Annotated in this window: 28 protein-coding genes and 1 pseudogene; 16 read left to right on the top strand and 13 right to left on the bottom strand. The window is 66.7% G+C overall.

Annotated elements, in window-relative coordinates; translation table 11 throughout:
• Positions 1-62 precede the first annotated feature (62 nt).
• Complete coding sequence (locus tag ON37_RS11195; RefSeq protein ID WP_040718875.1) at positions 63-545, top strand: hypothetical protein; 483 nt, start codon at positions 63-65, stop codon at positions 543-545.
• A gap of 450 nt (positions 546-995) precedes the next feature.
• Here ON37_RS11195 and ON37_RS11190 read toward each other — a convergent pair whose 3' ends face one another.
• A complete protein-coding gene (locus ON37_RS11190; RefSeq protein WP_157171418.1) occupies positions 996-1,589 on the bottom strand; it encodes a hypothetical protein in 594 nt (197 codons plus the stop codon).
• Between the two features lie 441 nt (positions 1,590-2,030).
• Between ON37_RS11190 and ON37_RS34090 the strand changes: the two are divergent.
• A pseudogene (locus tag ON37_RS34090) lies at positions 2,031-2,201 on the top strand (xylulose kinase); the annotation flags it as partial.
• A gap of 361 nt (positions 2,202-2,562) precedes the next feature.
• On the opposite strand, the gene ON37_RS11185 reads toward ON37_RS34090, so the two are convergent.
• From ON37_RS11185 to ON37_RS31700, 4 genes are all read right to left on the bottom strand, one after another.
• Complete coding sequence (locus tag ON37_RS11185) at positions 2,563-3,039, bottom strand: hypothetical protein (RefSeq protein WP_157171417.1); 477 nt, start codon at positions 3,037-3,039, stop codon at positions 2,563-2,565.
• A 91-nt stretch (positions 3,040-3,130) separates the two neighbouring features.
• A complete protein-coding gene (gene dhaL / locus ON37_RS11180; RefSeq protein ID WP_083892893.1) occupies positions 3,131-3,796 on the bottom strand; it encodes a dihydroxyacetone kinase subunit DhaL in 666 nt (221 codons plus the stop codon).
• On the bottom strand, positions 3,793-4,797 hold the full coding sequence (locus tag ON37_RS11175; RefSeq protein WP_040718867.1) for a dihydroxyacetone kinase subunit DhaK: 1,005 nt from the start codon (positions 4,795-4,797) through the stop codon (positions 3,793-3,795). Before ON37_RS11175 ends, dhaL begins: the two co-directional genes overlap by 4 nt.
• 85 nt (positions 4,798-4,882) lie before the next feature.
• Entirely contained in the window at positions 4,883-6,838 is a 1,956-nt protein-coding gene (locus ON37_RS31700) for an amino acid permease (RefSeq protein WP_210741884.1), read from the bottom strand.
• 111 nt (positions 6,839-6,949) lie between these two features.
• Here ON37_RS31700 and ON37_RS11165 point away from each other — a divergent pair, with 111 nt between their 5' ends.
• From ON37_RS11165 to ON37_RS11155, 3 genes are read left to right on the top strand one after another with little or no spacing between them, the layout of a single operon-like run.
• Positions 6,950-7,780 carry an enoyl-CoA hydratase/isomerase family protein gene (locus ON37_RS11165; RefSeq protein WP_083892891.1) on the top strand — a complete coding sequence of 277 codons (831 nt, stop codon included), beginning with the start codon at positions 6,950-6,952 and terminating at the stop codon, positions 7,778-7,780.
• Between the two features lie 8 nt (positions 7,781-7,788).
• Positions 7,789-9,966 carry an acetate--CoA ligase family protein gene (locus tag ON37_RS11160; RefSeq protein ID WP_040718864.1) on the top strand — a complete coding sequence of 726 codons (2,178 nt, stop codon included), beginning with the start codon at positions 7,789-7,791 and terminating at the stop codon, positions 9,964-9,966.
• On the top strand, positions 9,963-10,763 hold the full coding sequence (locus ON37_RS11155; protein ID WP_040718862.1) for a crotonase/enoyl-CoA hydratase family protein: 801 nt from the start codon (positions 9,963-9,965) through the stop codon (positions 10,761-10,763). The genes ON37_RS11160 and ON37_RS11155 overlap by 4 nt, the downstream gene beginning before the upstream one ends.
• A 38-nt stretch (positions 10,764-10,801) precedes the next feature.
• Here ON37_RS11155 and ON37_RS11150 read toward each other — a convergent pair whose 3' ends face one another.
• The gene (locus tag ON37_RS11150; RefSeq protein WP_040718861.1) at positions 10,802-11,710 is read right to left on the bottom strand and encodes a MurR/RpiR family transcriptional regulator; all 909 of its coding nucleotides are present in this window, start codon (positions 11,708-11,710) and stop codon (positions 10,802-10,804) included.
• 386 nt (positions 11,711-12,096) lie between these two features.
• Positions 12,097-12,375, bottom strand: a complete 279-nt coding sequence (locus ON37_RS32880) for a hypothetical protein (protein ID WP_157171416.1) — start codon at positions 12,373-12,375, stop codon at positions 12,097-12,099.
• A 490-nt stretch (positions 12,376-12,865) separates the two neighbouring features.
• Between ON37_RS32880 and ON37_RS11140 the strand changes: the two genes are divergently transcribed.
• Positions 12,866-13,120, top strand: coding sequence for a nickel-binding protein (locus ON37_RS11140; protein WP_040718859.1), 255 nt, complete (start codon positions 12,866-12,868; stop codon positions 13,118-13,120).
• An 87-nt stretch (positions 13,121-13,207) separates the two neighbouring features.
• Positions 13,208-13,945, top strand: a complete 738-nt coding sequence (gene mddA / locus ON37_RS11135; protein ID WP_040718858.1) for a methanethiol S-methyltransferase — start codon at positions 13,208-13,210, stop codon at positions 13,943-13,945.
• A gap of 24 nt (positions 13,946-13,969) precedes the next feature.
• On the opposite strand, the gene ON37_RS11130 is transcribed toward mddA, so the two are convergent.
• On the bottom strand, positions 13,970-14,722 hold the full coding sequence (locus ON37_RS11130; protein ID WP_040718857.1) for an SDR family oxidoreductase: 753 nt from the start codon (positions 14,720-14,722) through the stop codon (positions 13,970-13,972).
• Positions 14,723-14,805: 83 nt separating this feature from the next.
• Here ON37_RS11130 and ON37_RS11125 point away from each other — a divergent pair, with 83 nt between their 5' ends.
• Positions 14,806-15,414, top strand: coding sequence for a TetR/AcrR family transcriptional regulator (locus ON37_RS11125; RefSeq protein ID WP_217999923.1), 609 nt, complete (start codon positions 14,806-14,808; stop codon positions 15,412-15,414).
• A 25-nt stretch (positions 15,415-15,439) separates the two neighbouring features.
• Here ON37_RS11125 and ON37_RS11120 read toward each other — a convergent pair whose 3' ends face one another.
• Positions 15,440-16,093, bottom strand: a complete 654-nt coding sequence (locus tag ON37_RS11120) for a hypothetical protein (protein WP_040718856.1) — start codon at positions 16,091-16,093, stop codon at positions 15,440-15,442.
• Between the two features lie 19 nt (positions 16,094-16,112).
• Here ON37_RS11120 and ON37_RS33450 point away from each other — a divergent pair, with 19 nt between their 5' ends.
• Together ON37_RS33450 and ON37_RS32875 are read left to right on the top strand one after the other, a co-directional pair.
• Positions 16,113-16,286 (top strand): hypothetical protein, encoded by a 174-nt coding sequence (locus tag ON37_RS33450; protein WP_168441275.1) that lies wholly within the window; start codon positions 16,113-16,115, stop codon positions 16,284-16,286.
• A 158-nt stretch (positions 16,287-16,444) separates the two neighbouring features.
• Complete coding sequence (locus ON37_RS32875) at positions 16,445-16,621, top strand: hypothetical protein (RefSeq protein WP_157171415.1); 177 nt, start codon at positions 16,445-16,447, stop codon at positions 16,619-16,621.
• Positions 16,622-16,683: 62 nt separating this feature from the next.
• Here ON37_RS32875 and ON37_RS11115 read toward each other — a convergent pair whose 3' ends face one another.
• On the bottom strand, positions 16,684-17,139 hold the full coding sequence (locus ON37_RS11115) for a winged helix-turn-helix transcriptional regulator (RefSeq protein ID WP_040718936.1): 456 nt from the start codon (positions 17,137-17,139) through the stop codon (positions 16,684-16,686).
• 79 nt (positions 17,140-17,218) lie between these two features.
• Here ON37_RS11115 and ON37_RS11110 point away from each other — a divergent pair, with 79 nt between their 5' ends.
• Positions 17,219-18,511 (top strand): MFS transporter, encoded by a 1,293-nt coding sequence (locus tag ON37_RS11110; protein WP_245553152.1) that lies wholly within the window; start codon positions 17,219-17,221, stop codon positions 18,509-18,511.
• On the opposite strand, the gene ON37_RS11105 is transcribed toward ON37_RS11110, so the two are convergent.
• The 3 genes from ON37_RS11105 to ON37_RS11095 form a co-directional block, all read right to left on the bottom strand.
• Complete coding sequence (locus tag ON37_RS11105; protein ID WP_040718934.1) at positions 18,448-19,296, bottom strand: carbohydrate ABC transporter permease; 849 nt, start codon at positions 19,294-19,296, stop codon at positions 18,448-18,450. The two genes, ON37_RS11110 and ON37_RS11105, sit on opposite strands and share 64 nt — an antisense overlap.
• 3 nt (positions 19,297-19,299) lie before the next feature.
• Positions 19,300-20,208 carry a carbohydrate ABC transporter permease gene (locus tag ON37_RS11100; protein WP_040718855.1) on the bottom strand — a complete coding sequence of 303 codons (909 nt, stop codon included), beginning with the start codon at positions 20,206-20,208 and terminating at the stop codon, positions 19,300-19,302.
• 127 nt (positions 20,209-20,335) lie between these two features.
• Positions 20,336-21,574, bottom strand: a complete 1,239-nt coding sequence (locus tag ON37_RS11095) for an ABC transporter substrate-binding protein (RefSeq protein WP_083892897.1) — start codon at positions 21,572-21,574, stop codon at positions 20,336-20,338.
• 343 nt (positions 21,575-21,917) lie between these two features.
• Here ON37_RS11095 and ON37_RS11090 point away from each other — a divergent pair, with 343 nt between their 5' ends.
• The 5 genes from ON37_RS11090 to ON37_RS11070 all read left to right on the top strand — a co-directional run bounded on the left by ON37_RS11090 (position 21,918) and on the right by ON37_RS11070 (position 24,975).
• Positions 21,918-22,301, top strand: coding sequence for an Rv0313 family protein (locus ON37_RS11090; RefSeq protein WP_040718848.1), 384 nt, complete (start codon positions 21,918-21,920; stop codon positions 22,299-22,301).
• Between the two features lie 65 nt (positions 22,302-22,366).
• Positions 22,367-22,672 (top strand): putative quinol monooxygenase, encoded by a 306-nt coding sequence (locus ON37_RS11085; RefSeq protein WP_040718847.1) that lies wholly within the window; start codon positions 22,367-22,369, stop codon positions 22,670-22,672.
• Positions 22,673-22,801: 129 nt separating this feature from the next.
• Positions 22,802-23,611, top strand: a complete 810-nt coding sequence (locus ON37_RS11080; protein ID WP_040718845.1) for an LLM class flavin-dependent oxidoreductase — start codon at positions 22,802-22,804, stop codon at positions 23,609-23,611.
• Positions 23,612-23,851: 240 nt separating this feature from the next.
• Positions 23,852-24,262: a hypothetical protein gene (locus ON37_RS11075; RefSeq protein ID WP_040718843.1), complete on the top strand. Its 411-nt coding sequence runs from the start codon at positions 23,852-23,854 to the stop codon at positions 24,260-24,262.
• Between the two features lie 176 nt (positions 24,263-24,438).
• Positions 24,439-24,975, top strand: coding sequence for a GtrA family protein (locus ON37_RS11070; protein ID WP_157171414.1), 537 nt, complete (start codon positions 24,439-24,441; stop codon positions 24,973-24,975).
• Positions 24,976-25,075: the final 100 nt, after the last annotated feature.

The raw sequence follows: 25,075 nt of genomic DNA, 5'->3' as shown, positions 1-25,075 counted from the left end.
AAACGTGGCAGTGTGGCGGGATAGTCTGAGCAGCAGCAGCCTACCGACGAGGGGAGCCGGATATGAGCGACGCCGAGCAGATGGGTTTCGACATCGAATTCGACGAGAAGACCAAAGCCTTCCTGGATTGGGTCGCACCCGAGCGCATGGAATCGCAGATTCGATCGTTTCTCGCCACGACTGTTCCGGGCATCGCAGATTACGACGGTCCGTGGTGGAAGCCTGCGGCGTTGACGCGCATCCTGGACGCAACGCTGGAACTGTTCGGGGACTGGGAAGCATTCGGTGCGCCTGAAAATCACGATCGCGCAGATCAATTTGTCCGTTTCCTGGGCGAATGCTGCATCAAACAGCACCCCGGGATGGCGTGGACGAATGAACCCGGGACGGGCGCGCCGCTCTACTTCGAATTCGGCCCGGCCGTGCATTTAATCGACAGCGGGCTCGGCGAAACCATGTTGTCCCTGGCCAGGGAACTTTTCATGGAGAACTACGGCCCCCGGATGGTCGAGTACAGCATCCAGAAGGCCGGAGAACCTATCTGACCATGAGCCGCAGGGGGGCGGGTGTCGGACGAATACGACGGTATCCGACGCGGATTGTCGAACTATGAACGTGGACTATATTTCGAATTAGGTAGAGCGCACATCCGGGGGGAAACAGCTGACAGAGGCTGGGTTCGCCAGTTCCAAATGCGGGTCGGCAATAGGGTCCGGATCCTCGATTCGGCTCGGACCGAGGGCCGTGGAATAGACGGTGTTGAACGTAAATCCGGGCGAATCCATGAACGGTCCACGCTGGAGCAATTGCGTCGTGAACGAAGCGCCCTCGAGTCTGGAAAGCTGGCTCACAGCCGCTGGGAAACTGTAGCGGGCGAGAAGATCCCCCGCTCGGTCGCCGACGAGTTACGGGCTATGGCGCGCGATTTCCCAGGCCGGTTCGAGCATGAGGTGCTCTCGAGAGCTGACGCAGCGCGAGCCCTCGAACTCGGCCGGTCATTGGCTTCTCGGCAGCTCGAGTTGGTTCGCGCCTACGAACTCGATCGCGCGGACCGGGCACGCAAACGTCTCCAAAATATTCGAGAGCTCGTCAGGAAGCGCGAACTGGAACGGCGGCAACAGCGGCGCGCCGACCGTAACCGCCGTGCTCGAGAGCGACTGCCGAAGATTCGGGAAGCCGCCGATCGGCTGCGGCAGAACCAGGAAAAACAGCATCGCGAACGAGGGGAACGCGAAGCCGAGAAGGTTGCACGCGAATTCGGGGACGTCATGAAGGGCATCAAGCGCGAAGAGCGGGAGGCCCGGGAAGCGCGTGACGCATGCGAAGCGCGCACGATCGCTGAATTGAACGATTTGAGTGCGTACGCAGAGCAGGTGCGGCAGGCGCGTGCGGCGGCCGACGCCGCAGATCACGCTCGCCAACAGGAGGCCGCCAAGGCTGAAGAGCGCGCGCGGCTGGAACGAGAGGAACGTGAGCGGAAACAGCGGGAGCGGGATGCGGCCGACGCACAGCTTCGAGCACGGCTGCCTCGTGACGTGGCGGATCTGTTGATCAAGAGCCGCCCGACACCGGGTTTGGAACGCCTGCACCGGGAGCCGCCATCCCCTGGGGGCACCCGTGGTGGGCAAAGGGAACGCGAACGGTTGCGGGAACGCGGAGGTGAGGGCCGCGAACGTTCGTAGCCCTGCTGAACAACCGATCGAGCCCACAGACTTGATCTGGCCGAACAGTCACTGCCGGAGCGCATTCCATATTCGGAGAGGCGCCGGTCAGTACCGTCACCAGCTACGCACTACCGAGCGAAGCACCGACCTGGTCAATGGCGAGAGGGTGTTCGCCGCGCGAAACACGGCATCTCTGCTCAGTTCCGTGTAGGCAGCCGAAACGGTCGGTAACTTTACCGAAGTCAGGTCGATGCCGTAAACAGACAAGGACAAAAACATTGCAGCACAACGTTATTCGCGAAACATACCGAGGGGTGTGCTGAGTGGTCGCGGCAGCGAGATCGGGAAAACCGCTCGGCACAGATCGATCCGGCGTTAGACCTCGTCTCGGAACTGGGCGGCCCACGGGCGTGGCTGGACGCGGTCGGCATTGTCCCGGCCGCCTTCACCGTGGCGAAACTGCGTTGGATGGCCGACCACGAGCCGGAACTCGCGGACCGGGTCACCCGCGTGATGCTGCCGCATGACTACCTGACCCCCGCGTGTGCAATATGCGACGGGTCTGTATTCGATATGCGAGGGCTGAGTGTTCAACTTGCGACACAAGTATGTGCAGTTTGCGGGAGCGGCCGGGGCTGTGCGAGTCGTTTGATCTTTGCCCCAAACCCTGGCGCCGAAAGCGAGATCGGACAGGTCGCGCTACCTGTGTTGACGAGCGGCGATCCCGCCCAGCGTGCTCGGACAGCTCCTCGGTCTCGGCATCTTGCGCTCTGCCCGCTCCTACGGTTCGGAGTCGGCCACCAGCCGACGGGCGACTCCGGCGCAACTCCGTTCAGGCGCTCGGTGACCGGCTACGACCTCAGATGTGATTGTGACCGGAAAGCCGTTCGCGGGCGATTTAGTCGTCGCGTTCGAGGTCGCGCTCATGGTCGCTCTTGGCGTTGACGTTCCATGAGATCGGGTGTGCGCCGGGGCCGCAGTCCTGGCTCAGCCTGATGGTCGATTCGGGGCGAATTCGTACCTCCTGGACGAGTGGGCGGAGGTCGCTGCACATGACGAAAATTCCGGCGGTTGCCGGGCCCACGTCGGTGTTCGTGCATTCGATATCGACACGGCTGTCGACCGGGGCCGAGGAGCAGAACGCTTCACGAGGCCGCAACGCCTGAGCAGATCCCGCGCCGACCGTCGTCGAGACCGTCACGGCCGCGAGGCCGGATATCGCCACGCCCACAATCGACAGCCGGCGCATACTTCTCTTGGGGAGGGACACCAGGTCCTCACTTTCGCTGCACTGCAGAACAATTCCCGAAAGCGTATGTGTACCGGACAGTACTTCCCAATGGAAGGAAGTTACGACGATGGTCGTCGGCGTCACGGGCTGTACTTATTCGCGCTTCTTGCCATGGCCCCACCCCGAACCGGCGGCCGCCCGATTACCCCCCCGGAAATTCGAAAATGCGTGCGCCTCAATCGTTGTCCGGCGCCGCCCGGGATACCGACTCGAGCAGACGCTCGCGCTCCCTGTTCGATACCTCTGTCCCGCATACCGGCTCCGCCAGCACGCACAGCAGCAGCGCCACACCCACCGCCCCCGGGTCCGGGTGGCCGACGGCGCGCTCGCCGAGGTAACTCGCGCGACCGCGACGTGCCCGCAAGGTCGCGGTGGACAGCGCGCCGTCCACCGCGGCGCTCACCATCGCGACGACATCGCCGCCGCTCAGTGCCTCGACGGCGGGAACGAGTGCGTCTACCAGAGTGCGGTCGCCGACCTGAGCTTCGCCGACCCGCTGGATGGCGGCGAGCCCGTCACCGACACCGATCCTGAGGGCGTCGATATACGAATCCGACTGTGCCGCAGAGATGCCGAGCGCTTGGAACAGCAGTCCGAACAGCGGTCCGCTCGTACCTCCGACCTCGTCGAGAAAGACCGCTCGCACCGTATCCCAGGGTGCGGGGGAGTCCGGTGCGGCGAGGCGGGCGGCGACCTCGGCGAAACCCTCGCGCAGGTTGACGCCGAAATCTCCGTCGCCGGTGATCTCGTCCAGCCTGGTCAGTGCCGGCTCGGCGGCGGTGAACACCTCGTGGAGTCGGGCGACGAGGTTGTCGAGCGTCTTCATCGCCGCAGTGGTCATCGCGTGGTGTCCTTCCAGGCGGGTGCGGTGGTCGGGGCGTGCCAGAGATCGAGCCAGCCGTCGGCGAGCTGGGTGAGGGTGATCGAGAAGCCGCTCATATCCAGTGCCGAAACGAAAGTGCCGACCTGGACCGCCGCGATGTCGTGGCCTCGGGCGGTGAGGGTGCGGGCCGCGAGTTCGACAATTGCGCAGAGCTCGAGTTCCGTCGTGGCGCCGAGACCGTTGACCAACAGCAGCAACGGCTTTCGATCAGCACCGGGCAGTGCGGCGAGGATGTCGGTGAGCATCCGGTCGACAAGTTCTTCGAGCGGTGGCCGGGCGATCGAGGTCGAGGCGCGTTCGCCGTGAATGCCCACCCCGTATTCGAGCTGATCCGGTGCGAGTTCGAAGGCGCGCGCCCCGCTGTTCGGTGAGGTGAGCGCCTGCGTGGCCACCGCGATACTGCGGCTGTGCGCGGTCACCTCACGGCCCAGCGCCGTCAACGAGGAGAGGCTGTCACCCCGGTCCGCGGCGGCGCCGAGGATCTTCTCGACGATGATCGTCGCGGCTGTCCCGCGTCGTCCCGTCGCCGTCTCATCCGATTCGGTGGCGACGTCGTCGTCGACGAGTACCCGGTCGGCCTCGATACCGTCGGCGGCGAGCCGTTCCGCGGCGATACCGAAATTGATCTTGTCTCCGGTGTAGTTCTTGACGATGTGCAGCACCCCACCGTCCCGGGCGACCGCCTTGCTCGCCTCGTAGACCTGGCGATTGTGCGGCGAGGCGAAGATCTTCCCGGGCACGGCCGCGTCGAGCATTCCAGTACCGACGAACCCGACGTGCATCGGCTCGTGGCCGGAACCGCCGCCGGAGACGAGGGCGACCCGCCGTGTCGGCGCGGCGCGATCGTGGTGCACGAACAGTGGGTCGGTCGTCAACCGGACCCAGGGGTGCCGGCGCGCGAACCCGTGCAGCGCCACCTCCGGACCCTGGCCCGGTTCCGATAAGAACAGTGCCGGCACAGATACCCTCCTCGTCGATCGGCTGCCTGCCGCGGCACGACCGCCCTGTCGAGCGGCCCGGACCGATTGCCACGCGGCCTCGATACTAGGCTTGGACCGCGGTGCGCTGCGCCGGATCGGGATGAGCGGCGCGCCATCTGAGCAGCCCGGTGATCAGGGCGTCGACCTGGCTGCCGGACAGGACGATCGTGCCGCAGCGTGCGGGCTCGGTGATCGACAGTTCGAGTTCGTCCTCCGATATCGCCGGGTCCGCGCAGCCCAGCAGCGGTGCTTCCGCCGCGATATACCCGTCGAGCATCGTCCCGATGTAGTAGGCCGGGTCCTCGTCGGGGCCGAAGGTGAGGCGGCTGGCCAGCATACGATCGACGGTCGCGTAGATCGCGGGCATGAACTGTTCGGGCGGCCGCCCGCAGTCGCGGGCATGTTCGGCGATCAGCGCGGTGAGCGGTCCGGTGGGATCGCCACTGGTGGTGATGATTTCGTCCAGGCTGCGGCAGTTCCAGTCGATGTCGCCGTGCTCCATCCGGTCGGTGATCACCGACATCAAGCGCACGGCCAGGTCCTTGTCGGTGTGTCGGGGCCGGCGGTCGGCCTGCCGTGCCGGGAGCTGCGGTTGCGGGGGCAGCGGTTGCGGGGGCCGGGGCACTCCGTCGCGCGCGGCAGGGGCGGAGTCGGTGCGGCGGTATCGCTGATGGAGCAATCCCGCGCAGATCGCGGCCGCGGTCACGGTCATGGTCAGCGCCAGCGAGTTTCGCGTCGCCGGGGTGAACGCCATCGCCGCCACGATGACTACCAGCGATATCGCTACCAGATACGACAGGTACGGATACCACCACATCCGGACTCCGCGCCCGTGATCGATGCCGGGCCGCTCGTTGCGACGGGAGACGATCTGCGTGGCACAGATGCAGAGATAGACCACGACCGCCACCGAGCCCGACGAATTGAGCAGGAAGGTGAACACCGCTCCGGTCGGTAGGAAGTAGTTCGCGCCGACCGCGACGAAACCCGCACTGGCGGCCGCCAGCACCGCCACCACCGGCACGGCGGATGCGCCGGGACGGCCGAGAATCGCAGGCGCCTCGCCGCGCTGGGCCAGCGAGAACAACATCCGCGAGGACGAGTAGATCCCCGAGTTCAGGCACGACAGCACGGATGTGAGCACGATCAGGTTCATGACCGTGTGCGCGCCGGGGATCCCGAGCGTGGAAAGAACTGCGGTATAAGGACTTTCGGTGATTTCGGCGGAGTCCCAGGGCAGCAGCGTGACCACGACGAGCATCGAACCCACGTAGAAGATCACGATGCGCCAGGCGACACTGCGCATGCTGCGCCGGACCGCGCGGGCGGGATCGGCCGCCTCACCGGCCGCGATGGTGACCAGTTCGGTGCCGAAATAGGAGAAGAAGACGGTCAGCACGGCCACCAGGACGACGCCGCCACCATGCGGGAACAGCCCGCCGTGCCCGAGCAGGTTCGCGGTGCCCGGCGGATCGTAAGCGGGTAGCAGCCCCAGGATCGCGACGACACCGACGCCGATGAACAGCACGATCGCGGTCACCTTGATCATCGCGAACCAGAACTCGAACCGCGCGAACGAGCTGACCGCGGCCAGGTTCACCGCGGTGAGTGCCGTCATGAAGCCCAGGGCGGCAAGCCAGGTGGGCACCGCGGGCGCGAGCTGGTGCGCGATAGCCGCACCCGCGATCGCTTCGAAAGCCACTGTGACACACCAGTGATAGGCATAGAGCCACCCGACGGCGAGGCCGGCCCACGAACCGAGCTCGCGGGAGGCGTAGGCGGAGAACGACCCGGTGGCCGGGTGTGCGGTGGCGAGCTCGGCGAGCATCCGCATGACGAGTACGACCAGCAGTCCGGTGCCCAGATACACGAGCACGATCCCGGGGCCGACGGCCGAAATCGTGGTGCCGCTGCCGACGAACAGTCCGGCGCCGATGACACCGCCGATACCGATCATCGTCATCTGGCGGGTGCTGATGGCGCGTTGCAGATTCTTCGACGTCGACAGTGAGGTGGGCACGGTGGCGCCTTCTTCCTGACCGCTGGGGGTGTGACCCAGGTAATCCCTTGCGCTCCTTATGAAACACAGCATTCCCACGACATGCAAGGAAAGTTGCACAATCTAAGTTCTATGCAACTATTGGTTGCAGCGGGCGACCGTGCCTGCGCCGAGGAAGGGACACCGACCGTGACGACCGTGCTGACGACTCGATCCGAGCAGCTGATGACGCTGACCCTGAACCGCCCGGAGCGCCTGAACGCGGTCAGCGAGACGATGTATGAATCGCTGATCGAGCAACTGGCCCTTGCCGATTCCGCACCCGAGATCCGCGCCGTCGTCATCACCGGCGCGGGACGCGCCTTCTGCGTCGGCGCCGACATGAAGGCCCACAGCGCCGGCGTGCGCGACCGCTCCGCGCGCGAGCGCTACCTGCTGCTGGCGCAGCGGGTGTGCCGGCAGATACAGACCATGGATACACCGGTGGTCGCCGCCGTCCACGGGTACGCGCTCGGCGCCGGCGCCGAAATCGCGGTCAGCGCAGACTTTCTCGTCGTCGCATCGGACGCATCGATCGGGTTTCCGGAGGTCGGTCTCGGCACCTTCGTCGGCGGCGGTGTCACCCACCGGCTGCCGCGGCTCGTGGGCCTGCGCCGCGCCACCGAACTGCTCCTGCTCGGCGAACGGTTCAGCGGGGCGGACGCATACGCCTGGGGCCTGGCCTACCGGGCGGTGGCAGATGACGATGTCCTCACCGCGGCGCAGGCGCTGGCCGCGACGTTGGCCACCAAGGCCCCACTGTCGGTCGGCCGAATGAAACAAGCGTTGCGGCGCAACGACTCTCTCGACGCGGCGCTCGAATCCGAACCGCAGCAGATCCTCGCATTGATGGATACCCAGGACTGGGCCGAAGGTGTCGCGGCGTTCGCCGAACGGCGCGCCCCTCGTTTCGAGGGAAAGTAGGACACGCTGTGACACAGGCGAATCCCGCATTGCCCGTCGTCGAGTCCCCTGCTGAGCGATCGGCTGTCGCCCGCCTGCTCGATCCGCGTTCGATCGCGATCGTCGGTGCCTCGGCCGACCCCGCTAAACGCGGTTACCAGGCCGTGCGAGGACTTCAGGAGGCCGGCTACGAACATCCGGTGTATCCGGTGAATCCCCGAGGTGGACGCATCCTCGGTCTCGAGGTTTCGTCGTCCATCGCGCACCTTCCCCACGGCGTCGACGTGGCCCTGATCGCGCTGCCCGCCGCGGCTGTTCCCGACGCGCTGCGGCAATGCGCCGCGGTGGGGATTCCCGCGGCGGTGGTGCTGGCCAACGGATTCGAAGAGACCGGTGCGGCCGGCGCGCAGGCGCAAACCGCCTTGGCGCGAGCGATCGCCGACACCGGGATCCGCGTTGTCGGGCCCAATACGTCCGGGCTGTTCAATCTCACCACCGGCGCGAACCTGGTCGGCATACAGAATGTCGCGCCCGGAGCGATCAGCGCGATCACTCAGAGCGGAAATATGCTGCTGTCGCTGATCAACGACCTACGGGTGTTGCGGGGCACCGGAATTCACGCCTATGTCGGTCTCGGCAATCAGGTCGATGTGAGCTACGACGAATGCCTCACCGAACTCGCACGCCACCCGGAAACCGGGGCGATCGCCATTCATATCGAAGGATTCACCGACGGGCGCGCGTTCCTCCGGTCCGCCGCGCATGCGATTCGGGAGACTCCGGTGGTAGTCCTGCGTGGCGGCCGGTCGACGGCCGGTCGGGCCAGCGCGCGTTCACATACCGCGTCCGTGGCGGGATCCGATGCCGTCGCCGCCGCCGTGCTGCGCCAGGCGGGCGTGGAATCGGTCGACCGATCCGACGAATTCGCTGTGCTCGCCGATGCCTTGGCCGCCACCGAGCCGATGCCCATCGGCCGCCGCGTCGCCGTTCTCTCGGACGGCGGCGGACACGCCGCGTTGGCCGCCGACGCACTCGCCGCCGCCGGTGTCGAACTCGCCTCCCTCACCGACGACACCCGCGCCGCCCTGCGACGACTGCTCGGTCCCGCGGCGGCGGTGTTCAATCCCGTCGACGTCGCCGGTGCCGCCGACGCCGATCCGGCCGTGTTCGCCGACGCGGTCGAGATTCTGACCGATGATCCCGCGGTGGGGCTGGTGTTGATCGTCGGCATGTACGGGGGCTACCACGTGCGATTCGACGCCGCGCTGGCCGAACCGGAGGCCGCCGCCACCGAGCGACTACTCGAACGCACTGCCGCCCAGCGGATTCCGTTGGTCGTGCACAGTTGTTACGCCGGTGAGCGGAATCCGCACCACGACCTGCTGCGCGCCGGCGGTGTCACGGTGACCGGTTCCATCGACCACGCCGCGCGCATCGTCGCGGCCCTGCACCGACGCGGCCGGGTGCTGGCCACCGTGTCACAGCGCTCCTCGTTCGACCTACCTGCCCCGGCGCCACGGCTGGTCTCCGATCGGCTGATGCTCGACGAACCCACTGCCCGCACCTTCCTCGCCCGTGAAGGCATCGACGTCGGCGCATGGACGATGGCGACGACGGCGGCCGATGTCGTCACCGCCGTGCGCGCCTACGGACGGCCGTGCGCATTGCGAATCGTGTCGCCCGATGTGGTGCACAAATCCGATGTCGGCGGTGTTCGGTTGAACGTCGCGGCCGAGGCGGCCGAAGCGAGCGCGGCGGCCATGATCGAATCGGTGACCACCGCCGTGCCCGGTGCGCGAATCGACGGGATCATCGTCACCCCGATGGCCGAGCCCGGTATCGAGCTGCTCGTCGGTGCGATGCACGACCCGGTCTTCGGTCCTGTCGTCGCATTCGGCACCGGTGGGGTGCTGGTAGAGGCATGTGACGACGTCACCTTCCGTGCGGCACCGCTCACCGAGATCGAAGCGCGCGAGATGATCGAGGAGACCCGGGCGGCCCGTTTGCTCGACGGCCATCGCCACCTCGGCGCGGTGGATCGGAAGCAGCTGGTGCGCCTGCTGGTTCGCGTCGGCGCGATCGCCGCCGCGCATCCGGAGATCGCGGAACTCGACCTCAACCCGGTGATCGCTTCCGCCGCTGCGGTCGTCCCCGTGGATGTTCGAATCATTCTGTCCGGCAACGATACCGAGGAGGGCGAACGGTGAGCGGTCCGGTGCGGATCGACCGCAGCGGCGACATCGTGGTGTGGACTCTCGACAACCCGGCCGCGCGCAACCCGATCTCCGATCCCGAAACGGTCGCAGCCCTGGAAACCGCCGTCGCCGAGGCCGACCGTGACCTCGGCGTGCGCGTTGCCATCCTCACCGCGACCGGCACCGCCTTCTCCGCGGGAGGCAACATCAAAGACATGCGTGACCGGGCGGGAATGTTCGGCGGCAGTCCCGCCGAGCTGTATCGCAATTATCGGCACGGCATTCAGCGCATTCCGAAAGCGCTGTATCACTGCGAAGTTCCGACGATCGCGGCAGTGAACGGGCCCGCTGTGGGTGCGGGCTGTGATCTGGCGATGATGTGCGATATTCGGATCGCCGCAACCAGTGCGACATTCGCGGAGAGCTTCGTGCGTCTCGGCATCGTTCCCGGCGACGGCGGGGCATGGCTGCTCTCCCGGGCGATCGGCCCCGCTCGCGCGGCGGAGATGGCGTTCACCGGCGAGCCGATCGACGCTGCCACAGCGCTCGACTGGGGCCTGGTCTCCGCGGTCGTCGCGCCCGATCGGCTACTCGAGGCGGCGCACGACCTCGCGACGCGGATCGCGCGCCAACCCCCGCATGCGTTGCGGATGACCAAGCGCCTGCTGCGGACGGCCGAAAACCACAGTCTGGACAGTGTTTTGGACCTGTCGGCAGCGATGCAGGCCGCGGCCCACCACACCGCCGACCATGCCGAGGCCGTCGCGGCGATGCTGGGCCGTCGAGAACCGCGGTTCACCGGCGGATAGCCGGCGAACGGAGCGGGGCGGCCGGACGACCGGCACCATCAGGAACCGGTGGGCCCACCGCTGTAGATACCGAAACTGCTCAGCAGGTTCTCCTCCTCGAGCAGGGTGGATCGGACGCTGTGTCCGAGGGTTTGGGCGACACCGGCGGCCATTGCCTGTGCCAAGGCGGTGAACGCGGTCATCGACCGAAGTACCGAGGCGCTGGACGCGTCGACGAGGAAGCAATCGAGCGCGGACGCCGCCAATGGCGATCCGGCGTTATCGGTCAGCGCCACCACATGCGCACCGCGCTCGCGTGCCCACTGCGCGGCGCGCACGGTATCGGTGCTGTAGCGATGGATGGACACCGCGACGAAGCAGTCACCCGCACGCACCCGGCGCAGTTCGTCGGTGAGGGACCCGGCACCACCGTTGATCGTGTGCACATCCTCGCGCAGCATGCCGAGCAGATACCCGAGCAGGTAGGCCGGGGCATGAGATTTGCGCAGCCCCAACACGTGCACGTGGGCATCGCGGGCGAGGTGCTCGACAACGCGGTGCCAGGTCGGCTCGTCGATCCGGGCGAAGGTGCGAGCGATGTTCGCCTGATCCAGCGCGGCGGCGCGTTCCAGTACTCCGCCACCGGTGGTCGCGAGTTGCTCGAGGTTGTCGAAGCGGCGCAGCAGTTGCGCCTGTTCCTGCAGATGTTCCCGGCACAACCGGATCAGCCCCGGGTAGCCCGGCAATCCGAGGTTGTTGGCGAAGCGGACGACCGTCGCCTGGTTCACCCCGGCCGCGGAGGCGAGCTCGGAGACGGTCATGAACGCGACGGTCTCGGGGTCCGACATCACGCGCTCGGCGAGCTTGCGATGCGAGGGCGACAGCGAATCCAGGCGCCGGCGCAGTTCGGCCAAGAGTTCGTCGAAGCTTGCCGGGCCCGATGTCGACTGCTCACTCGCGGCGGTCATGGTCGCTCCACTCTCCGAACTGCCCGGGGGTCGGCGCGGATCCGGACACCTGAACTCTAATCGGCCGCGCCGCACGACTCCCGGTGCCGGTGGCCGACGACGCGCATTCGAGCGGCGAACACTCGAAAGTCCGCCCTACTCCGGCGATTTCCGCGAACGTCGCGAACCGCGGCGGAAAGCAAACTCGAATGCTCGGCGACGAGTCCGCGGATCGCCGAAAATCCGCGCAGTAATCGGAGTTCGCCCGCGGTGGCAATTCGGCACCGAGGTCGCAGATGCGAATATCGCGAATTCACGGCAACGGGCCGTCGGATCGCCCGAACGGGTGGCACGACGACGACGGCTCCGCAGCCGGCAAGAGCGGCGTTGGCGTCCACCGTCGCGGATCAGGACGGCTGGGACAGGTCCTTGATGCCGCTGATCGCGCTGATGATGTTGTTGATGGTGGAGGAGGCTCCGTCGAGAGCAGAGCTACCGGAATCGAGGATGGACGAGCCCGACGACAGCGCTGCGGAGCCGGTGTCGGCCGATCCCGAGCTCGCCTCGGCCGGGGCGGTGGTGCCCGAGTCGGCGGCGGGGGCGGCGGCGGAGGCCATGGCGACGGGCCCGACGAACAGTGCGCCGGCGGCGAGGGTGGTGGCAGCGAGGAGCTTGCGAGAGATCATGCAGGGGGTTCCTTTCACAGCTGGATAACTACGCCATAACGGCGCGACACCCAATATATGAAGAAGAAATGGACGAATCCACTTTTGTTACTGTGTCGATGGTCACCGTTAATAAATGGCTAACCACATATTTTGCCGAGGTAACGCAATTTGATCTTGCATTCTTCTCGGCAATTTAATGATCAGGCGTCCAAGTCTTTCGCCGGCTTCCCGAATTGCGGTCTCGGCCTGGTCGGACGGCTGTGTGCGGCGTAATCTACGCACAGGTCCGGCAAGAGGAGATGCTCGTGGCGGCCGTGACAGCGCCGGGGACTCGGGGCGCTGCCGCTTGCGGACCTCGGAGCTCGGGCGATGCTGCGGTAGTAGCGGCTCGGAGAGCTCCGGTCGCCGCAGGGTGGCATCGCCGTCGTCGCCAATGCCGCAGTCGAGACCTCCGGCCCTGCCCAGCGCGGGCCGCAGCTCACATCGCCCGCTCGACCAAGGAGTCGTGATGGTCCTCTTCATCGATGTGCACGAACACCTGCCCGAAGCTACGACAGCACAGGACGTGGCCGCCGCCCATGCCGCCGACGTGGCGATTCAGGGAGATTACGGCGTGACGTACCAGCGCTACTGGGTCGACGAATCGAGTCACACGGCGTTCTGCCTGGTCGATGCACCCGACGCCGACACCGCGATCGCTGTGCACCGGCAGGCGCACGGCCTCGTCCCCGACCGGATCTACCCGGTGGTCGAGGGCACCTGATTCGCCGCTCCGAACGAGGTACTCATGTCTGCAACTCCGCCCGCGTCGGGTATCCGACGTGATCGGGCGACTGCTTCCGCCGTCTCGATGGTGGCGTACGCGGCGGTCGCCTATCTGCTCTTCCTCGTTGTCTTCCTGTACTCGATCGGCTGGGTCGAAGGCCTGGTCGTACCGCGCGACATCAACGAGGGCCCCGCGGCGTCGACCGCGGCGGCGATCGTGATCGACCTGATCCTGCTGTCGATATTCGCGGTGCAGCATTCGGTGATGGCTCGTCCCGCGTTCAAACGCGTCTGGACCCGCATCGTCCCGGAACCGATCGAACGCTCGACGTACGTGCTGGCCGCCACCGCGGCGCTGGCGCTGATCATGTGGCTGTGGCGTCCGTTGCCGGCCGAGGTCTGGCACGTGTCGGCCACCCCGGCTCGCATCGTGTTGTACGCGATCTCGCTGGCCGGCTGGGCGCTGGTGTTGATCTCGACCTTCGCCATCGATCACTTCGAACTCTTCGGCCTGCGGCAGGTGCTTCACCACGTGCGCGCACAGCCCGGCCCCGACCCGAATTTCCGTACCCCCGCCCTGTACCGGACGGTCCGGCACCCGCTGTACCTGGGCTTCGTGATCGCCTTCTGGGCGGCACCGACGATGACCGCCGGTCGGCTGCTGTTCGCGGCCGTCACCACCGGCTACATCCTGATCGCCATTCGCTTCGAGGAGCACGACCTCGTCGGTGTATTCGGTGAGCGCTACCGCACCTACCGGCAGCAGGTCCCGATGCTCGTGCCGCATCCGCATCGGGGCCGCGTGCATCCGGTCGGTCGGTGACGCCGAGCGCGATCCGTGCGTCGGCTACAGGCCGGCCCCGCCGGTCGCGTCGATGACCTGCCCGGTGATCCATCGCGCATCGTCGGAGGCGAGGAAGGCGACGATATCTGCGATGTCGGCGGGGTCGCCGACCCGGGCCAGGGCGGCCAGTGAGGCGGCGTGCGCTCGGGCGTCGGGGTTGCCGCGGAGCCAGCCGGCGTTGACGTCGGTGTCGACGATGCCCGGAGCCACCGAATTGACCGTGATGCCTTGCGGGCCCAGCTGTTTGGCCAGGTTGAGCGTGAAGTTGTCCAGGGCGCTCTTGGTGGCACCGTAGGCGATGGCGTCGGGCATGGACAGGCGGGCGGCGCCGCTGGAGATGTTGATGATTCGGCCGCCGTCGCGCAGGCGGGGTAGGCCGTGTTGCACGACGAAGAAGGGGGCTCGGACATTGACCGCGAAGACGCGGTCGAACGCGGCTTCGGTCAGGGCGAAAATATCGGCGGGACAGCCTATTCCGGCATTGTTGACGATGATGTCGACGCCGGCGTGACCGGAGGCGGTGTCGAAGGATTCCCACAGTCGTGCCGCGTCGCCGTGCTCGCCGAGCTCCGCGTGGACGGTGAAGGCTCGGCCCCCGGCGTTCGCGATCTCCTCGACGACGGTCTTTGCCGCGGCATCGTCGCGGGCGTAGCCGACGGCGACGGTGGCACCCTCGCGGCCGAGACGTTCGGCGATGGCGCGGCCGATACCCCTGCTACCCCCGGTGACCAGCGCGATCTTGTCGTTCAGAGACATCGTGGTGAGGCCTTTCCTTTGTTGGTCGATCACTCAACAATGACGCTAACATATTGTTGGTCGGTCGATCTACAATTGGGGGTGTGACTGTGACCCGTGGGCGACCTCGTACGTTCGATCGCGCCGAGGCCTTGGCAGTGGCCACCCGCCTGTTCTGGGAGCGCGGATATCACGCCACCTCGCTCAGCGACCTCACGGCGGCCATGGGTATCCGCTCGGCGAGCCTGTACAAGGCGTTCGGGGACAAGGAGGCACTGTTCCGCGAGGTCGTCGACGCCTATGCCGCGACGCCGACCGCGCAGTTCGCGCACCGAGCTCTCGACGAAGAACGCAGCGCCCGAGCGGCTTTCGCCCGCATTCTGCGGGAGGCCGCGCTCAACTACACCGACCGCGATCGGCACCCGCCCGGGTGCCTGGTGATCACCGCCGCCACCAATATCACCGAGCAGGACTCCGCGATCGAGGCGTACCTGCGCGGGCTGCGCAACGCCAATCTGGCGACGTTCCGGTCCCGCCTCGCCGCGGCGCGAGAGGACGGCGAGCTGCCCGGCGACACGGATGTCGACGCGCTGGCGAACTACTTCGCCACGGTGATCCAAGGTCTGTCGCAGCGGGCTCGGGATGGTGCGGACGGCGCCACCCTCGCCCAGGTCGCGGAACTTGCGATGTCCGCGTGGCCGCAGGCCCGGTGAATTGCCGCGGCGGCCGATCCCCCGCTCACTGTGCGGGAACGGTCACCGCGATCTCTCCGCCGAGGTGATATCCGGCGGACAAATGCAGATTGTCGCCACTCCAAAATCGGCCGGGGTCATACCAATTCGGGCGCTTCGACGGCAGCAGCCCCATCGCCTCGTAGGTCAGGGCGACGATTTCCGCGCAGTAGGCGTTCTCCAAACCCGCCTCCGCCCCAGGGGTTTTCGAACGTTTCGGCAGCGGTATCCGGCCACGAAACCATCGGCCGGCGAGCGCGGTTGTCGAGGGGAACGGTATTCCGTCCAGCCGTGCGACCGTGCGCAGGGCCGCGTCCTCCATGTCGCGGGTCACCGGCCGATCCAGTTGGCGCAGCCACGCTTTCTGCTCGTACACAGTGGACCAACGCAGGACCGCGGCGCGCAGGTCGTGCAGTTGGGCACCGCGATGGTGGCTGCCGGACCAGACATCCGGCAGTGCGCGGCCGAGTTCGGCATGCCAGATCAGGGCCGGCAGATCATCGACGACCACCGCCATGCCGACGTGGTTGACCGGGCTGTTGGTCAGCCCCCGGATCGCGCGGTCGGCGCCGGAATGTCCACGGAACAGCCACAAGTCGCCCGTTCGCGTGAGTTCCACCGCGTCATCCAAACCGATACTCGAGGGCGCTTCGCGTCGCACAGCGACTAGCCTAAGCCGTATGCGGTGGTGGAAAGTACTCGGATTGGCGGGGGCCGCCGGTGTCGCGGCGACCGGGGTGGTCATCGTGCGGTCCGAGCGTAAACGCCGGGCCTACACGCCGGACCAGGTCCGGGAGCGGTTGCATGCCCGCCTGGGGGTGCAGGCCGAGACGAGCGGCGACGACAAGGCCTGAATCCGGGACGCGGAACCGCGGCTCGGATCCGAATCTCCGTGCCGTTCCGACGAATCCGATGGTGCGGCCGGCGCGCTCCGTGAGTGCGGGGTGGCTCGGGCCGTGGCGGCCGCCGCTGCACCCGGGTAACCTGGGATGACACATTGGGAACGGGGGACATGATGTCGTCGAACGGTGACCGCGAGCAGGTCGAGGATCCACGCGCTCGGTGGCGTCATCTGCCCGCCGAACCGGCGCGGTACGTCGAGGAGACCCATGCCGAGGGGAGTTCCTCCGATTACACGGTGCCGGCCGTCGATCCTTCCCAGGACTTCACCCGTCTCTACGGCGGCTAGCTGTTGCGAGACGGCACATTGTCGAACGTCCGGCCTACGCGGTCGCCCCAAGAGCGTCTCGATCAGTTGTTTCGTACGACTTCGGTTGAGTCGACGTCGACCGGGTGTCCGTGAGCGTCGGTCGGGCGCAGGCGGGCTAGTGGGTTGCCGCTCTCGTCCACGAGAGCGGAGTGCGTTTCGTCGTCGGCGAACGCGTGACGCTCACCCCACTGACGCATGGCCACGATGACCGTGAAGAGGTCGCGGCCCGCATCGGTAAGTACGTAGACCTGGCGGCGTCCGGATATCGCCGTCTCTCGCTCGAGGATGCCGTGATCGACGAGGCGACGAAGCCGGTCGGTGAGGATGTTGCGCGCGATCCCGGTGCGTTGCTGGAAGTCGGTGAACGACCGCGCGTTGTCCATCGCGTCCCGAATGATCAGCAGGCTCCACCGGTCTCCGACGAGGTCGAGCGTCCGCGCCACTGGGCATGCGGGGTCGGTCCAGGTCACGTTGGCAACGTGCACGACGGGCTTCATCACGCTCCCGATGAGTTGCAGATTGAAACTATTATGCCATACTCGAATCAGTTGCATATTGCTACCGATTGGAGATGGTGTGGGACTCGCGGAAGGCCGAAGGATGCTGCTCGCGATGGTCTGCTCGGTTGCTGTCGCGACGATCTACGTCGCCCAGCCCGTGCTCGCGCAGATCGGGCGAGACCTAGGAGTGCCCGAGTCCGACCTGGGGTGGATCGTGGCAACTGGACAGCTCGGCTACCTGGTCGGCTTGGCTGTCCTGGTCCCGTTGGGAGACATGCTGGACCGGCGCAAGCTCATCGGAGGTCAACTACTGCTCGCCGCGGTCGGCATGCTGGCGGCCGCAGTCTCCCCGACTCTGTGGCTGTTGCTCGTCGGTCTCGCCGCGACGGGTCTGTTCGCCGTTGTCGTGCAGACCACCGTCGCATTTGCTGCCGATCTGTCGACGCCCGCGGCGCGGGGTCGCACGCTCGGAATCGTCACTTCCGGTGTCATCATCGGAATCCTCGGGGCCCGCGTCCTGGCGGGGGTTCTCGCCGACCTGTGGGGATGGCGAAGTGTCTACGTCACGCTCATGCTGTTCCTCGTTGCGCTCTCGATCGTGGTGTCGAAGCAGCTGCCGGCAGACCACCGGTCGGATGGTCGGACCTACGGCGATGTGCTGACCTCGCTCGTGCATCTCTTCCGTGAGCCACTGTTCATCTCGCGCGGGATGATCGCGTTCTTCCTCTTCGCTTCGTTCGGCACGCTCTGGAGCGGACTCGCGCTCCCACTGACTGCCGAACCGTGGCAGCTGAGCACGGCCCAGATCGGCATGTTCGGAATCGCCGGGCTCGCCGGCGCACTGGGAGCCGCACGGGCAGGTCGATGGGCCGACACCGGCAGAGCCAACCCCGTAACCGGTATTGCGCTCGCACTGCTGTCGCTGTCCTGGATCGCGTCCGGGCAGGCCACCTGGTCACTCTGGCTGGTCGTCGTCGGTGTCATCGTCCTGGACTTCGCGGTCCAGGCCGCGCACGTCGGCAACCAGTCTCTTCTGACCGCTGCCTATCCGGACCGGACCAGCAGCGCCATCGGTGGCTACATGATCTTCTACTCGCTCGGTTCCGCCTTCGGCGCGACCGCCACCACCACGATCTACTCCAATTCAGGGTGGACAGGGTGCGCCGTTCTCGGTGCAGGTTTTGCGCTCTGCGGACTACTCACCTGGGCGCTCGGCGGGCGCACGATCAGGAGAACGCGACGTGACGCCGCCGGCCACGGATCAGGACGTACGGGCGCGACACCGACGGCGGGCTGCCGGGCCGATCAGCGCCCGCCCATCCCGGACATCGCGATCCCGCGTACGAACGACTTCTGCGCCACCGCGTAGATCAGCAGCATCGGCGCCACCATCAGGATGGAGACCGCCATGAGGATGGGCCAATTCGTCTCGTATTGCCCCTGAAGACGCACCAAACCCAGTGTCAGAGTGCTGATCTCGTCTCGCTGGATCATTACCAGCGGCCACAGGAAATCGTTCCAGACGGTCACCCAGGTGAGTACCGCGAGCACCATGACAGCCGGTCGGGCGTGCGGAAGCAGGACCCGCCAGTAGGTCTGCCACACCGAGCACCCGTCGAGAATGGCTGCCTCCTCCAATTCGACCGGCAGGGTGATGAAGAACTGGCGCATCAGGTAGGTGCCGAAGGCGCTGCCGAACAGTCCGGGCACGATCATGGCGAGCGGACTGTCCACCCATCCGAGGGCGCGCATGAGGATGAACTGGGGGATCACCGTCACGGTCGCCGGGACCATCAGGGTGGCGAGGTAGGCGACGAACAGGACGTCGCGGCCCTTGAACGGTAAGCGGGCGAAGGCATATCCGGCGAGCGAGCAGAAGAAGACCTGGCCCACGGTGACGCAGCCGGCATAGAGCACGGTGTTGAAGAAGATCCGGCCGAACGGCATCAGGTCGAAGATGTCGCGGTAGTTCGACCATGCCGGATGCGCCGGGAGCAGGCTCGTGTCGGAGATGTTGCCTTGTTTTTTCAGCGAACTCGACAGGGCCCACAGCAGTGGAAACAGCGCGCACCATGCCATCGCGACGAGCGCCAGGTACAGCAGTAATCCGCGCCCGGTGCGGCGGAGCACGGCGCGATGCGCGGTCGCGGTCAGCACCTAGGCCTCGCTCTCGTAGGCGTTGCGGCGGGTGAAGCGCAATTGCAGCAGCGTGAGCACCAGCAGGATCGCGAAGATCACCCAGGCGAGGGCGCAGGCGTAGCCGATGTCGTCGAACGAGAAAGCGTTCTGGTACAGCATGATTCCGAGCACGTAGGTGCCGGTTTCGGGACCGCCCTTGCCGCCGGTGAGGACATAGGCCTGGTCGAACACCTGGAACGAATTGATGACCGTGATGACGAAGGTGAACCCCAGCGCGGGCCGGATCAACGGCACGGTGATCGAGCCGAATCGGCGCATCGCGCCCGCGCCGTCGATGCGAGCGGCCTCGTAGACGTCGGTGGGTATGCCCTGCATGGCGGCGAGCAGGATCACGGTGGCGAACGGGACGCTCTTCCACACACTGACCAGGCACAGCGAGACCATCGCCCAGGTCGGGTCGGTGAGCCACGGGACGGGACCGATCCCGGCCCAGCCCAGCGCGGTGTTGAGCACGCCGTAATCGCTGCTGAAGGTGAGCCGCCAGACCACGGCCATCGCCACGGTCGAGGCGACCAGCGGCAGGAACATGATGCTGCGAAAAAGACCGATGCCCTTCAGCTTCCGGTTCAGCGCGGCCGCGACGGCGAGACCGATGGCGATGGTCGGCACGAGCGTGCCGACGGTGAAGATCGCCGTATTGCGCAGGGCCACCCAAAACAGCGGATCCTGTGCGAAGAGCCGGCGGAAGTTGCCGATCCCGACGAACGTCGGCGATCCGAACAGATCCCAGCGGTGCAGGCTCAGGTACAGCGTGAACACCAACGGGAATGCCATGAATACCGCGACCGCGATCAGATTGGGGGCGACGAACATTCGACCCGCCGCGGCCTTGCGCCGGCTCAGCCGGGAGCGTCGTGGTGTCGTCATACCGCACCCGGGACCATGGACACCCGGTCGGCGCAGCGAGCCGCTGCGCGATTGTCGCTCACTGCGCCCGGTGATGTGCGGGGCACCCGCACCCGGTCGGCGCAGCGAGCCGCTGCGCGATTGTCGCTCACTGCGCCTCCAGGAGGTCGTTGATCTGGTTGGCGAGGCCCTGCTTGAACCACTCCGCGGACGCGGCCCCGCGGAACACGTGGTCGTACCCCTGCTGGATCACCGCGTCGACGCGTGGCCATGCCGGCGTGACCGGCAGGTTGTTGGCGTGATCGCCGCCGTGGAACACCTCGAGGTTGCGCACTCTCGTATGGGCCTGCGCGAATCCCTCGGAGGTGAGCGCCGATTTCAAGGCGGGGACGAACAGTCCCGATTTCGCGATGACCGCCTGACCGACCGGACCGGTGGCGAATTTGACGAATTCCCAGGCCTGCTCCTTGCGCGGGCTGTCGGCCGCGATGGACAGGCCGGTGGTGCCGATATCGGAGCGAGCGGCGGTCCCGCGCGGCCCGACCGGCAGCACCGTGACGTCGAAGTCGAGGTCGGGCTGTCCGGTGTAGGCGCTGTACATCCAATGCCCCGACAGCGCCATCGCGGCCTTGCCCTGCGCGAACAGATCCGAAGACGAAATCGATTGCTGAAATTCGATTTTCGGCATCACCCGGTGCCGGGTGGACAGGTCGGTGTAGAACTGGACACCCTCGATGAAGGCGTCGTCGTCGATATTGGTGCGGGTCGGATCGATCGACGGAGTGAACCATTCGACGCCGTTGTTCATGCCGAAACAACTGGCGGAGTAGTAGACGGTCCACGGATCCACGAATCCCCACTGGGTGACCTCGCCGGAGCTGTCCCGTTTGGTCAGCGCGCGTGCGGCGTCGAGGAATTCGTCGAAAGTCCAGGCATCCTCCCACCGGGCGGGCGGCGGTGGGAGTTCGGCGTCGGCGAAGAGTTTCCTGTTGTAGTACAGGAAGATTCCGGCCCACTGCTCGGGCAGCGCGTATTGCGCGTTCTTGTACCGGAAGGTGTTGTACAGCGCAGGCGAGCTGTCGTTCTTCAGCTCGGCCGCGTACGCCGGGTCCTTGCTCAGGATGGTGTCGAGGTTTTCGAAGATGCCCCGTTCGGCGAGGAAGGAATAGGACAGATCCCACGACATCAGCACGTCCGGACATTTGCCGCCCGCGCAATAGGTGAGGATCTGGGTCTGCGGATCGGGGCCGGACATCTGGGTCCGGATTTTGATGTCCGGGTGCAGCTTGCGGAACTCGTCGATGATGGTCAACCGGACCTTCGCCTCGTCGGGTTTGGCCTGGAAGAAGAAGGTGAGCGCATCATCGTCGTCACCGCAGCCGGTCATCGCGGATGCGGCTGCCGCCGCCCCGACCGCGGCGGCGCCCCGCAGCAGCGTGCGCCGATCGAACCTCCGAGTCCACGCCACCCGCGCCCCCGTTCGGCTACCACAGCGAATTTCTTTGCCGACGAACGTAATACCGCGGAGGCGGATTCGTCCGGAAAACACACCAGACGCCGCGCGTTCGTCCGGATGTCGGCGGGGAGAGCTCGGGGCGGCGGTCGGAGGATGCGCACCCGGTTACGTATGTCCCGACGAGTCCCCGTGGGGCAAATCTGTCCACCCCTCGATCCGTGCGCGGGGGCATACTGGGGACAGGGGCGCCGACCTCGTCCCCAGGAGGATCGAGATGGCAACCAACGGACCCTTCGGAATCGATCCGGAAGAATTCGAACGCGCGCTGCGCGAGGCCGAAACCGAGTTGCGCAACCTGCTCGGAAAGGCCGGGGGATACCTCGACCGCACGACGGTGAATTCGCTGGCGTCGCTGTTCGGCCAGTTCGTTCAGCCGGAGCGAGCGCGGGCGTCGGAACCGGCGGATGCGACCACCGGGGAGACCGGCAGCGGGGTATGGGCCATCTACCTCCTCGACGACGCCGGTGAGGCGCGGGTGGAGCAGGTCTTCCCGACCGAACTCGAGGCGCTGCGCGCGCACCGCGACAACACCGATGAGCGCCGGAGGGTGCGATTCCTGCCCTATGGTGTGCCCACCAGCGTGCTCGACGAGACCTGAGAGTGGCGACCCCGCGGATCCGGAGTATCGGATCCGGTTGCGTGGTCGGCTGGTAGCCTCGCGGGATGCCTGTGATCGTTGCCACCATCACTCCGAAGCCCGATAAAGCAGACCAGGTCGCGGAGGTTCTGACCCGCCTCATCCCGCAAGTCCACGACGAGGACGGATGCGAGTTCTATGCCCTGCACAAGGGCAAGGATCGTTTCGTGTTCGTCGAGAAGTGGCGGGACATGGCGGCCTTGGGGGCGCACGGTAAGGGGTCGAATATGAAGGCCCTGAGCGAAGGGCTCGAAGGTCTGGTGGACGGTCCGCTGGACGTTCAGGTTCTCGAAGCCGTGCCCGCCGGCGATCCGGCGAAGGGCGCCCTGTAAGCCGCATCGGGTCACGGCGCGGGTCCGGCCGGACCGATGAGTTCCGGCGGGGCCCGGCGTCGATACCTCTGGATGTTCCGAACGACCCTCCCGCGGGGTCGATACCGGACCGGAGAGAGGACTTCAGCCATGACCCGACCGTTTCGATTCGGGGTCGTCGCCCCGATCAGGACCGACCTGCCGACATGGCTGGACCAGGTGCGCCGCATCGCCGATGGCGGCTATTCGACGTTGCTGATGCCCGACGTCGCGCAGTGGCAACCGGCGCCCGGGCCGACGCTGGCCACCGTCGCGGCCGTCACGGACCTGCGGGTGGGCACCTGGGTGTACGCCTCGCCGCTGCGACCGGCATGGATGACGGCGTGGGAAGGGCATTCGCTGTCGCTGCTCACCGGTGGCCGGTTCGAGCTGGGGATCGGAACCGGCCGGCCCGGGATGGAGGACGAGCTGCGGGCGAAGGGGATTCCCGTCACCGCACCGAGCGAGCGGCTGGAACAGATCCGGCAGACCGTCGCGACGCTGCGCGAGCTCGACGGTCCCGACCTTCGCACACCGGTGGCGATGGCGGTCCGCGGACCGAAGGCCCAGTCGTTGGCGGCCGAGGTCGCGGATACGGTCACCTTCGCGGTGATGCCGTACGAGTCGCGCGCCGAGATCAGCCGATTGGCTCTCGGATTCCGATCCCAGGCACCGGATGCCGAGCTCGCGCTCGGTGTGCCGGTCATCGGTGACACGGTGGCGCCGTTCATGGCGCCGCCCGATACCGATCCCGCCGCCATGCGCGCGGTGGACTCGCCGGCCACGCTCCCGGACGATCCGGCGGCGGCGATCGACGAGATCCAGCGGCGACGGGAGGAAATGGGTTTCTCCTATTTCGTTATCGGCGCGGCGTTCGCCGAAAAGTTCGCCCCGGTCGTCGCCGAACTGGCTGGACGGTAGCCGGTCGCCGAGCGCGCTCACGGTTTTTCTTGTGGGAGAAGCCTTCCGGCCTTTCCACCGAGGGCGTGCCGATGCCGGTTTGAGCCCGCGAGGCCGGGTATCCGGACTACGGCTCGATCCGTCCCGTCGGCGCGCCGGCGCTCACGGGGTTGGTACCTACCGAACTGCGACACACGAATGCGAACCCTGTTCACCCATCCGGCACACGAGTTCACATCCCGAGCCAGCAGGAGGAGATCAATGAAGATCGGCAGCAACGTCCGACGTCCGGCTCTCCTGGCGACCGCCGTCGTCGCGATGGGGTGGGCCGCGGTATCGACCGCCGCGCCGGCACTGGCGGCCGACAGCATCGACATCAAGGGGGTCGGGCCGGCCAATGTGGGCGTCGACTACACCTGTGACGCCGCTTCCGGAGTGTCCGCGATCAAGGTGATGGTGGGCGACCCCAACGCCGAGGCACCGGCGGCGACCGGCGCGCAACCCGAGATCACCTGCGACGGGCAGGCCCAGAGCACCGTCGTCCTGCTCACCGGGCCCGACGGCGCGCCGGCACAGCTGTCCCGCGGCCAGACCGTGCAGGTGCGGGTGGCGCTGGTGAATGCTCGAGACATCGTGGTCACCGGAAAGGCCAACGTCTACCAGCTCGGATAGTGCGGGCCGAGCGGAAGAGGCGCCTGCACCAGCGATTCTCCCGACGTCGGTCACCACCGCGGGCTTCGGCGCGGTGGTGACCTCGTCCGAGCTTCCCGAGGTCGTCACCATCTCGTGCAAGCGGTGTGTCAGCTCGGCGTCAGGCCGATGACAGCGAGGAGGAAGACGGTGTCTGCATGAACAGTGCAGCACTCGCCCCCGAAGTCCCGCGGAACACCGCCTGGGACAGGTCGCCCCTGCGAACGGTCGGTTCGGATGCGGGATCGACTACGCCGTGGGTGGAACGGGTGCGGCGGTCCGTGCGCGGCGACCACGCCGTCGCCCAATTGATTCGATTCGCGCTGGTCGGCGGCATCGCCAATATCACCTATGCCGCACTGTTCCTGATCGTCGCGACCTTCGGCTCGGTGGTCGCGAATATCACGGCGGCCCTTGTCAGTACGGTGATCGCGAACGAACTGCACCGGCAGCTCACGTTTCGAGCCGCGGGTCGCGTCGGCTGGTTCACGGCACAGGTGGAGGGCGGCGGATTGGCGCTGCTCGGTGTGGCGGTCAGTACGGCAGCGCTGGCCGGCCTCGAATTCTGGGCGCCGGGGCTCGGCGAGGTCGCGCAGGCAAGTGCCGTCATCGCTGTCACGGGTGTGGTCGGCGGTCTGCGGTTTCTGGCCTTGCGTGGCGTCGTCTTCGGGCCGCGAAGCCGCGCGCTCGCATGATCGACGCAGGTCGCGGGGTGTCGCAGCGGAAGTTGTTGGGGCTGTTCCACAGTGGTGGCCGATCCGCCGCGAAGGCCGTGGCACATTCGTTACCCTGGCC

Source organism: Nocardia veterana NBRC 100344 (assembly GCF_000308855.1).
Taxonomy (GTDB): domain Bacteria; phylum Actinomycetota; class Actinomycetes; order Mycobacteriales; family Mycobacteriaceae; genus Nocardia; species Nocardia veterana.
The sequence above is the reverse complement of the archived record's forward strand: the minus strand, read 5'-3'. Positions and strand labels throughout refer to the sequence as shown.